This window comes from Glaciihabitans sp. dw_435 (genome assembly GCF_018449675.1).
In the GTDB taxonomy this organism is placed as follows: Bacteria; Actinomycetota; Actinomycetes; order Actinomycetales; family Microbacteriaceae; genus Glaciihabitans.
Genome location: NZ_JAAVUZ010000007.1, coordinates 167,397 through 176,773, shown reverse-complemented (window position 1 = coordinate 176,773; position 9,377 = coordinate 167,397). Strand labels below are relative to the sequence as shown.

Here is a 9,377-nt window from a genome sequence, read left to right as displayed (position 1 = left end):
CGGGGTTCCGGCTACTCCCAGGTCGTCGGCAGCGGCAGTGCCGCGGAATTGACCCGCGCCACGATCTCGGTCAGCACCCGGTACGTCTGGGTTTCGCCCACCCACAGGTGCTTGCCCGCCTCGACGTTGACGAGCTCGATGTTGGGCGCTACCGCAAACCGCTGTGCTGCCTCGACGGGACGCAGATAGTCGTCCAGTTCCGGAATGATCGCGACCACGGGCACCGTCGCGTCGGCCCACGCGGCGACATCGGAGTCCTTCGCGCGGTGCAGCGGCGGTGACAACAGGATCACGCCGGCGATGGGGTGCCGCTGTCCATACTTCAATGCCACTTCCGTGCCGAATGACCAGCCGAGGAGCCACGGATCCGGCAGCCCCCGCTCTGCAACAAACACCATCGCGGCGGCGAGGTCTTCCGCTTCGTCGATTCCGTCACCGAAGGATCCGTCGGAACGGCCCCGGGGAGATTCCACCCCGCGGAAGTTGAATCGCAGCACTGCGATGTCTGCCAGAGCGGGCAACCGGGCCGCCGCCTTGCGAATGATGTGCGAGTCCATGAACCCGCCGTGCGTCGGAAGAGGGTGCAGAGTCACCAGTGTCGCGATCGGCGTGCCCGACAGCGGCATCGCCAGCTCCCCCACGAGCGTGAGCCCGTCGGAGGTGTGCAACTCGATGTCTTCGCGAATGGCGGGGAGTTCTACCCCGCCGCGAATGTCAATGCTCACGGTCGTGTCCTCATTACCCGTTGGGCCGGTTACGGCTTGATCTTCCAGCAATGGGAGTGCCAGTGGCGGCGTGCCGCGAGGTCATCCGCTTCCCCCATGAGTCCGTCCGCCCGCCACGCAACGATGTGCGCGACGCCAGGGGCGATGTCCAGGCCGCAACTCGGGCAGGTGTAGTGCTTATTGGCGGATGTCGCGGCGAGGGGCTGCACGTTCCACAGGGCGTCGCGCTTCCGTTCCGTCGTGCGCTGGCCGAAGAGTGCCCGGTTGAGGTTGACTTCCTCGTCGTCTCCGCCTCCCGGGCGTCTTCCGCGGGGACGATTGGAACGGGGCATGCTCCCAGCTTATGTGCCGCTTGGGTTGTCGATCTGCTCGAGCCGGGTTTCCTCGAGATCCAGCATGGTCTGTGCCCGCTCGAGAATGCGCGAGGGGTATGCCCCCGTCGACCGCGCCTCGAGGAGCGCTTCCCGCTCGGCATCGAGAACCTCACGCCGCAATGCCCTGTACTGGCGCTGTGGCGAGTGCACGAGCCCGTCGACGCCCGCACCGTGCTCTGCGCGCTCCCAGGCCGACTCGGAGCTGAGCAGCGTGTCGTGGCGCACCCGCTCGATCACGGCGGGGTCGATCGTTTCGCCATCCGGCAGTTGGAACTCGGGACTCTCGAGAACCTCGATGCCCGCCTCGCCGATCTCATCCAGCAGGCTGGCAAGCTCGCGACGGTCTGCCGCGCGGTCGGTGCCACGAATCCCCGTCCAACGGATCAGTGCCGGCAGCGTTCCGCCCTGCACCAGCAGCGTCACGACCGCGACCGTGAACGCGATGAGAACCAGCTGCGGGCGGTACGGGATGCTCTGCGGAAGTGACTGGGCGGCTGCAAGAGTTACCACCCCGCGCATTCCCGACCAGCTGAGGACGACTCCACCGCGCCAGCCAAAGCCCTCGGCGCGAAGCTGCTCGATATCCACCTGCCTGCGGTTGTAGACACGCTGGGCGCGGTCGGTGCGGGCTAGGAGATTCCCCGAAAGATCGACCCGCGCCCGGAGACGCGCTAGCATTTCCCCGAACCGGTTCTGTCGACGCTCGGCGCGCGCCGCGCGTCGGCGAAGAATGATGAGAAGCGGTCCGACGAAAAAGAACCGGATCAGTATGACGAGCAGGGTCATGAGCAGACCCAGCACGATAGCGTTCTCCGCGCTGAGGGAATCTTCCTGCACATCGCCAATGAGTGTGCTGACCTGCAACCCCATCAGGAGGAAAACGCCGTTCTCGAGCACGAACTGCGCGGTTCGCCAGTTCAGCCGCTCGGAGATCCGCGCCTGGGCAGAGAATCGTTTGCCGCTGCTGTGGCCCGAGTAGAGGCCGGCAACGACGACCGCGATGACGCCGCTCGCGTGGAAGTGCTCCGCGGGGATGAACGCGATGAATGGCACCGCAAAGGAGATTGCGGTGTCGAGGATGGGATCGTGCAGCTTGGTACGCACAAACACCGTGACGATTCCCACCACGAGACCGATCACTGCAGCCAGGGCCACGGCGTAGGCGAAGTCGCCCACCGCGCCCCAAAAGCTGACGGTCGCGGCGATGGCTGCCGTCGCGGAGCGCAGGAGCACGAGAGCCGTCGCGTCGTTGACGAGCCCTTCGCCCTCGAGGATCGTGACGAGCCGCGGCGGCAACCCCAGTCGCTTACCCAGCGCAGTGGCGGCCACCGCATCTGTTGGGCTGATGACCGCACCAATGGCGATGCCGGCAGCCAGCGAGAGGTCGGGGAAGATCAGGTAGAGGACGTAGCCGGTGATGAACGCTGTCACCAGCACGAGAATCACGCTGAGTGCCGAGATGCTGCTGAAGTTCCGGCGGAAGTCGACCACCGGGACGTTCAGCGCGGCGGAGTACAGAATGGGCGGGAGCAGGCCCAGCAGAATGATGTCGGGCTCGATCTCGACGGGGGCGCCCGGGATGTAGCTGAACCCGAACCCGATGAGGATCAGTAGCAGGGGTGCCGCGACCCCCAGCTTCTTGCTGAACACGCCCGCGGCGACGATCGTAATTGCACCGATCACGCCGAACAGGGCCAGTTCCATGGCCTCAGTTTAACCGGTGATTAGTAGGAGCCGACCGCCTGCGAGTGTGCCCACGCTCCGCAGGGAGTGCCGTACCGTCCCTGGATGTACCCGATCCCCCAGGTGATCTGTGTGACGGCGCTTGTCTGCCAGTTGCTGCCAGCGGACGCCATCTTGCTTCCCGGGTATGCCTGAGGGATGCCATAGGCACCGTTCGGGTTGGCGGCATACACATTCCAACCGGACTCGCGGTTCCACAGCGACACGAGGCAGTTGTACTGGGTGCTCCCCCATCCGCGGGACTTCAGCATCACTTTGGCTATCGCCTTGGCCGAGCCCGGATCGGGAGTGCCCGAGACAGCGGTGGAAGGCTCGGGCGGCAGGACGACCTTGTAGTCATCGCGGGCAACCTCTGTGTCGTAGTCGCCCGATACCCGCAGAGCCTGAGACTCCACCGTTACGGGTGCGTCGGGCACCTCCGCTGCGTTGGCGTACACGCCCGAGTACGGGTCGACGACCAGCACCAGCACGAGTCCCATCGTCGCGGCCGAGGCGACAACTATCGCAGGCAGACGACGCGGAGATCGCTGAGGGCGCCGGACCGGTGGCCGGGATGCCGCGACAATCAGGTGCCTGCCCATAGAAACTGAGCTTAGCTAACGACCGCCGTGCGAGGAACTAGTACCAGCCGACAGACTGCGAGTGTCCCCAGGCTCCACACGGAGTGCCGTAGCGACCCTCGATGTAGCCGAGGCCCCACGTGATCTGGGTGCGGGCGCTCGTCTGCCAGTTGGAACCGGCGGAGGCCATCTTGCTTCCGGGAAGAGCCTGCGGGATGCCGTAAGCGCCGCTCGGGTTGGCAGCGTAGACATTCCAGCCCGACTCGCGGTTCCAGAGCGAGACGAGGCAGTTGTACTGCGTGCTTCCCCAGCCCTTGGACTTGAGGATCGACTTCGCAATTGCCTTGGCGGAGCCGGGATCCGGGGTGCCGGCAACGGGAGCGACGGCGTCTCCGCCAGAATCGGCCACGGCGACCGGCGTGGGCTTCGGCGGCATGACCACCTTGTAGCTGTCACGCTTCACGTCGGTGTCGTAGTCACCGGCAACAACGACCGTCTGGGAATCGACGGTGGCCGGCTGCTCGGGAACCTCCGCGGCGTTGGCATACGTGCCCGAGTACGGGTCAACGACCAGTACCAGCACGAGGCCAACAGTAGCGGCGGCTGCCAGCAGTGGCATGTGCCACGCGTTGCGAATCCGCGTTCTCGAAATGCTTCCCCCGGCGCCTGACGGCTGTGCCTGGGGGGTAGCGATGTCTAAGTGCCTACCCATTGAGAAACGAGCCTAGCCGAAAACACCCAAAAATTCGAAGCGCGGTCAGCGCACTGCCAGCATTACATCGATGACCGAGTCCAGCAGAAGGTCTACCTGAGCCTCGGAATATCCGCCTCGACGGGTGCGGAAAACGGCTCCGCGCACCTCATCAACGCTCATCGGCTTACCGTCTTGGAAGTACTTCGTCAGGCGATTCGCGAAGGCATCGACATCCTTGGTGCTGTAGCCAGCAACGAGGAAGTTAACCCGGTTGAACCGGTGGCCTTCGGGGCGGTCCAGGCGATCGAGCACGGCCTGTGCGGTCGCGCGAGCCTTGCTGAACCATTCGTCATCGCCAGCCTCGGCGATGACTCGTTCACGCTCGCGGGCCGCAAAGGCATCCTCGAGGCGCTCAAGGGCCGCATCGACGTGCGTCGTCGAGTAGCCGCCCTTCTCGATATCGAAGGCGGTACGGCGAATGCTCTCGGCGCTGACGATGGTGGGCTCGCCGGGCGCTGCGGAATACGCAGTCCGGGCCTCCTCGAGGAAGTCTTCGACCTGGTCGACGTTGTAACCGGGGCGAGACCGACGGGAACGGGGGAAAGTTGTGCTCACCCGACTATCTTGCCCTACCCGAATATGAGGTAGAGCGCATAGGCCACTGCGGCCGAGGGAAGAACCGAGTCAAGACGGTCGAGGAAACCCCCGTGACCAGGCAGCCAGGTGCTGATGTCCTTGATACCGAGGTCGCGTTTAATGAGCGACTCCGTCAGGTCTCCCATGGTCGCCGCAAGAGCGATCACGATGCCGAAGATGATGCCGAACCAAATCGGCTCCCCCAGCATGAGCGTGGAGACGAGGATGCCGGCAATCGCCGCAACCGTCATGGATCCGGCGAAGCCTTCCCAGGTCTTCTTGGGACTGATACGCGGCGCCATCGGGTGCTTACCGAAGAGCAGACCACTCGCGTACGCGCCCGTGTCGGTGGAGATCACGACGATCAGGAACCCGAGGGTCCACCACTGGCCGCCCATCTTGCCGCCGCCCGCGTCCTGTCCCGCGAGCAACAGTGCAAAACTCCCGAGGAACACGACATACGACTGTACGAAGATGCCAGCGACCAGGTCTTTCACCAGGTCAGCGCCGGTCGACCTGTGTCGCTTCACCAGCGACTCAGCGAGCCGCCACAGCGTTACAAGACCAATTCCCGCGAGGAGGGACAACCATTGGCCGTTGGCGTGCCAGAAGAAGGATGCCGGCGCCACGACGAGACCGGCGATTACCGTGGGAATCCGCGGGACGTCGCGCCCGGCGAAGCGCAGGGCGCTTGCCAGCTCGAACGCCGTGAATACCAGTAGTGCGCCCGCGAAGATGACAAAGATGAACTTGAGGAAGATCAGGCTGAACAACAGCCCGAACCCCAGCACTAGACCCACACCGATCGCCAGCGGCAGGTTGCGGCCCGTTCGCTTCTCTATCCGAGCGTTTGTCGCTCGCACCTGCGCTTCGAAATCGGCGACAGATGCCTCAAATTCGGCGCGCGAACGCCCCCGCTTGGACAAGCGGGGTGACGGGCCGTCCGGCGCATCCGTCATCAGACCTCGAGCAGCTCGATTTCCTTGCGCTTGAGGGCTTCATCAATCGCGTCCACGTGGACCTTGGTGATGGCTTCAAGTTCCTTCTCGGCGCGGCTCAGCTCGTCCTCGCCGGTGTCGCTCTTGAGGGCGTCGAGCCCGTCCTTGGCGCTGCGGCGGATGTTACGCAGGGCAACCTTGGCCTCTTCGCCCTTGCCGCGCACGATCTTGACGAACTCCTTGCGGCGGTCCTGCGTGAGCTCGGGAAGCGTGACACGCACCATTTCACCGTCGTTGCCCACGTTGGCACTGAGGTTCGGAACGTTGACGAGTGCCTTCTCGATCTCCTTGAGCGCCGTCTTGTCGTACGGCGTCACGATCAGGGTGCGCGCTTCGGGGTTCTGCAGCGACGCGAGCTGGCCGAGAGGCGTGGGGCTACCGTAGTAGTCGACGAGAACCTTCTGGAACAGCGCGGGGTTTGCACGTCCCGTGCGAACGGAACCGAAGTCATCCTTCGCGACCTCAACGGCCTTGCTCATCTTGTCTTTGGCCTCGGCCAATACGTCGGTAATCACGGCAGCTCCTTTGTGTCGATATGAGTTTAGTTGTTAGCCGAGAACCAATAATGCGATCCAGCCGAGAGCGCGAAGGGGATCGAGTGGATGACCCGGGGCCCGGGTCATCCACTCGTCCCGTCGCGCTCGTAGTTTTCAGTTAGTGGGCGCTATGCGCTGACCAGCGTGCCGATGCGATCGCCGCGAATGGCGGCCGCGACGTTGCCCTCGGGGTGCATACCGAAGACGACCATGGGCATCTTGTTGTCCATGCACAGGCTGAACGCGGTGGAATCGACGACCTTGAGGCCCGCGACGAGCGCTTCCTGGTAGGTGATCTCTTCGATTTTGGTAGCGGATGCATCGATGCGCGGGTCGCTCGTGTACACACCGTCTACACCGTTCTTGGCGACGAGCACCACGTCCGCACCGATCTCGAGCGCACGCTGGGCGGCGACCGTGTCGGTGGAGAAGTAGGGAAGGCCGGCGCCAGCGCCGAAGATGACGACGCGCCCCTTCTCGAGGTGGCGCTCCGCGCGACGGGGAATGTAGGGCTCGGCGACCTGCGTCATCGAGATGGCGGACTGCACGCGCGTGGCGGCTCCGGCCTGCTCGAGGAAGTCCTGCAGGGCGAGGGCGTTCATCACGGTTCCGAGCATGCCCATGTAGTCGGCACGACCACGGTCCATGCCGCGCTGGCTGAGTTCCGCACCGCGGAAGAAGTTGCCGCCGCCGACGACGATGGCGACCTCGACGGTCTGCGCGGAGAGGGCGATCTCCTTGGCGATGGTGCTGACCACGTCGGGATTGACCCCGAGGGATCCCCCGCCGAAGGATTCACCCGAAAGCTTGAGGAGTACGCGTCGTTTGGGCTGGTCTGTCATGGGGTGCTCCTCGTGCTGGCTCGTTACAGGGTATTGCTGTTGGGCGTAAAAAAGGGAGGTCCGAGACAATGTCCCGGACCTCCCGTTATTTCACGTGTTACGCGCCGACCTTGAACCGGGCGAAGCCGGTGATCGTCAGTCCGGCCGTTTCAGCGACCTTCTTGACCGTCAGCTTGTTGTCGCGAGCGTAGTCCTGCTCAAGCAGTGCGACCTGCTTGTAGAACGCTCCGAGGCGACCCTCGATGATCTTCGGCAGTGCGGCTTCGGGCTTGCCCTCGCCACGGCTGATCTCCTCGACGATACGACGCTCATTCTCGACGTCGGCCGCGGGGACCTCTTCGCGAGAAACAAATGCCGGGTTCGCGAACGAGATGTGCTGCGCGATGCTGCGAGCAACCTCAGCGTCGTCACCCGAGTAGGCAACAACAACGCCGACCTGCGGGGGCAGGTCCTGGCTCGTGCGGTGCAGGTAAACGGCGAAGTGATCGCCCTTCAGCAGCTCGATGCGGCGAAGCTCGATCTTCTCTCCGAGGATCGCGGCTTCGTCACCGATGAGGTCGCTGACACTCTGGGTGCCGGCGGAGGCCGCGAGGCCCTCCTCAACCGTGGTGGCGCCCGCGGCTGCAACAGCCTCGAGAACCTTGTTGCCGAGTGCGATGAACTTGTCGCTCTTGGCGACGAAGTCGGTCTCGCACGCGAGCTCGATCAGCGTCGTGCTCGTGCCGTTGTCCTGCGCGGCGATGAGGCCCTCGCTGGTCGAACGGTCCGAACGCTTCGCGTTGTTCTTTGCACCACGCAGTCGCAGCAGCTCGGTGGCCTTCTCGAGGTCACCGCCCGCTTCGACGAGCGCGTTCTTGGTCTCAACCATGCCGGTACCGAGCTGCTCGCGCAGCGTCTTGAGGTCTTCCAGCTTGAAATCTGCCATCGTGACTTCCTTACTTGGTTTCGGCGGCGGCGTCAGCCTTGGCCGGGGTCTTCTTGGCGGGCTTTGCAGCAGCCGGCTTCTTCTCGGCGGGAGTTGCCTCTGCCTCGATCTTGGCCTCGGCTGCGGCATCCGACTCGACAGCGTGGACGGGGACGAGGGTCTCGTCAGCGTCGGCCTCGTGAGCGGCGGCGACTGCGTCAGCGTCGTTCTCCTCGACGGGAGCCTCAGCGGTGACGACCTCTGCAACAGCAGCGGTGTCGGCCTCGGTCGATGCGACGAGTCCGTCAACGGCCTCGATCTTCTCGGCCTCGGTGGACGGGGTCTCGGACGCCTGGAGAAGCTCGGCTTCCCATGCGGCGAGAGGCTCGACCTCTGCACCCTCTTCGGGCTTCTGGTGACGCTGGATGAGTCCCTCGGCAGCCGCGTCCGCGATGATGCGGGTCAGCAGGCCAACAGAGCGGATCGCGTCGTCGTTACCCGGGATCGGGTACTGAACGTCGTCGGGGTCGCAGTTGGTGTCGAGGATCGCGATGACCGGGATACCAAGCTTGTGAGCCTCGTCAATGGCGAGGTGCTCCTTCTTGGTGTCGACGATCCACACGGCAGACGGGGTCTTCGTGAGGTTACGGATACCACCGAGGCTCTTCTGAAGCTTGATGAGCTCGCGCTTCTGGATCAGAAGTTCCTTCTTGGTGTAACCGCGGGTCGTGTCGTCGAAGTCGACCTCTTCGAGTTCCTTCATGCGTGCAAGACGCTTGGAAACCGTCTGGAAGTTGGTGAGGAGTCCACCGAGCCAACGCTGGTTGACGTAGGGCTGGCCGACGCGGGTGGCCTGCTCGGCGATGGAGCCCTGAGCCTGCTTCTTCGTTCCGACGAAGAGGATGGTGCCACCGTGGGCAACCGTCTCCTTGACGTAGTCGTACGTCTTGTCGATGTGGGTCAGCGACTGCTGAAGGTCGATGATGTGGCTTCCCGAACGCTCGGTCAGGATGAAGCGCTTCATCTTCGGGTTCCAACGACGGGTCTGGTGTCCGAAGTGGACGCCGCTGTCAAGCAGCTGGCGGATGGTTACGACGGCCATGGCCGTTCTCCTTTACTGGCGGGCGCCGCTTTCAGGGCAGGCTCAAACACGCCGAATCAGTTGTTATCGCACCGGTTGGTGCGAATCCTGGTGCCCGGCGCGCATCCGCTCCGATTCATCATGCTGGGCATGACTGTCAGAGACTGATTGGATGGGGTAGCGCATTCTCACGAACTGGGTCCGATTGATTGCAGCGGGCACGCGTAGTCATCCCGAGTCATCGGGACGCTGAGGAAATCATAGCATCGCGCCGCGCATTTACG

At 64.0% G+C, this 9,377-nt stretch carries 11 protein-coding genes; all 11 read right to left on the bottom strand.

Annotated features, from left to right (window positions below; genetic code table 11):
* Window positions 1-11: 11 nt before the first annotated feature.
* Window positions 12-719 carry an alpha/beta hydrolase gene (locus tag HB677_RS11490; protein ID WP_213815857.1) on the bottom strand — a complete coding sequence of 236 codons (708 nt, stop codon included), beginning with the start codon at window positions 717-719 and terminating at the stop codon, window positions 12-14.
* 35 nt (window positions 720-754) lie between these two features.
* A complete protein-coding gene (locus HB677_RS11485; RefSeq protein ID WP_213815840.1) occupies window positions 755-1,057 on the bottom strand; it encodes a hypothetical protein in 303 nt (100 codons plus the stop codon).
* Between the two features lie 9 nt (window positions 1,058-1,066).
* A complete protein-coding gene (locus tag HB677_RS11480) occupies window positions 1,067-2,803 on the bottom strand; it encodes a sodium:proton antiporter (protein WP_213815839.1) in 1,737 nt (578 codons plus the stop codon).
* Window positions 2,804-2,823: 20 nt separating this feature from the next.
* Complete coding sequence (locus tag HB677_RS11475) at window positions 2,824-3,423, bottom strand: lytic transglycosylase domain-containing protein (RefSeq protein WP_213815838.1); 600 nt, start codon at window positions 3,421-3,423, stop codon at window positions 2,824-2,826.
* Between the two features lie 37 nt (window positions 3,424-3,460).
* Window positions 3,461-4,021 carry a lytic transglycosylase domain-containing protein gene (locus HB677_RS18845; protein WP_307852573.1) on the bottom strand — a complete coding sequence of 187 codons (561 nt, stop codon included), beginning with the start codon at window positions 4,019-4,021 and terminating at the stop codon, window positions 3,461-3,463.
* A gap of 138 nt (window positions 4,022-4,159) precedes the next feature.
* Complete coding sequence (locus HB677_RS11465; RefSeq protein WP_213815837.1) at window positions 4,160-4,711, bottom strand: DivIVA domain-containing protein; 552 nt, start codon at window positions 4,709-4,711, stop codon at window positions 4,160-4,162.
* A gap of 14 nt (window positions 4,712-4,725) precedes the next feature.
* Window positions 4,726-5,691, bottom strand: a complete 966-nt coding sequence (locus tag HB677_RS11460) for a phosphatidate cytidylyltransferase (RefSeq protein WP_213815836.1) — start codon at window positions 5,689-5,691, stop codon at window positions 4,726-4,728.
* Window positions 5,691-6,245, bottom strand: a complete 555-nt coding sequence (frr, locus tag HB677_RS11455) for a ribosome recycling factor (protein WP_213815835.1) — start codon at window positions 6,243-6,245, stop codon at window positions 5,691-5,693. Before frr ends, HB677_RS11460 begins: the two co-directional genes overlap by 1 nt.
* A gap of 149 nt (window positions 6,246-6,394) precedes the next feature.
* The gene (gene pyrH / locus HB677_RS11450; RefSeq protein WP_213815834.1) at window positions 6,395-7,108 is read right to left on the bottom strand and encodes a UMP kinase; all 714 of its coding nucleotides are present in this window, start codon (window positions 7,106-7,108) and stop codon (window positions 6,395-6,397) included.
* Window positions 7,109-7,205: 97 nt separating this feature from the next.
* The gene (gene tsf, locus HB677_RS11445; protein ID WP_213815833.1) at window positions 7,206-8,033 is read right to left on the bottom strand and encodes a translation elongation factor Ts; all 828 of its coding nucleotides are present in this window, start codon (window positions 8,031-8,033) and stop codon (window positions 7,206-7,208) included.
* A gap of 10 nt (window positions 8,034-8,043) precedes the next feature.
* The gene (gene rpsB, locus HB677_RS11440) at window positions 8,044-9,114 is read right to left on the bottom strand and encodes a 30S ribosomal protein S2 (protein WP_213815832.1); all 1,071 of its coding nucleotides are present in this window, start codon (window positions 9,112-9,114) and stop codon (window positions 8,044-8,046) included.
* Window positions 9,115-9,377 lie beyond the last annotated feature (263 nt).

Coding starts and splice junctions, on each gene's coding strand:
- HB677_RS11485 (WP_213815840.1), bottom strand. CDS start 1,057: ATGCCCCGTTCCAATCGTCCCCGCGGAAGACGCCCGGGAGGCGGAGAC.
- HB677_RS11480 (WP_213815839.1), bottom strand. CDS start 2,803: ATGGAACTGGCCCTGTTCGGCGTGATCGGTGCAATTACGATCGTCGCC.
- HB677_RS11475 (WP_213815838.1), bottom strand. CDS start 3,423: ATGGGCAGGCACCTGATTGTCGCGGCATCCCGGCCACCGGTCCGGCGC.
- HB677_RS18845 (WP_307852573.1), bottom strand. CDS start 4,021: ATGCCACTGCTGGCAGCCGCCGCTACTGTTGGCCTCGTGCTGGTACTG.
- HB677_RS11460 (WP_213815836.1), bottom strand. CDS start 5,691: ATGACGGATGCGCCGGACGGCCCGTCACCCCGCTTGTCCAAGCGGGGG.
- pyrH (WP_213815834.1), bottom strand. CDS start 7,108: ATGACAGACCAGCCCAAACGACGCGTACTCCTCAAGCTTTCGGGTGAA.
- tsf (WP_213815833.1), bottom strand. CDS start 8,033: ATGGCAGATTTCAAGCTGGAAGACCTCAAGACGCTGCGCGAGCAGCTC.
- rpsB (WP_213815832.1), bottom strand. CDS start 9,114: ATGGCCGTCGTAACCATCCGCCAGCTGCTTGACAGCGGCGTCCACTTC.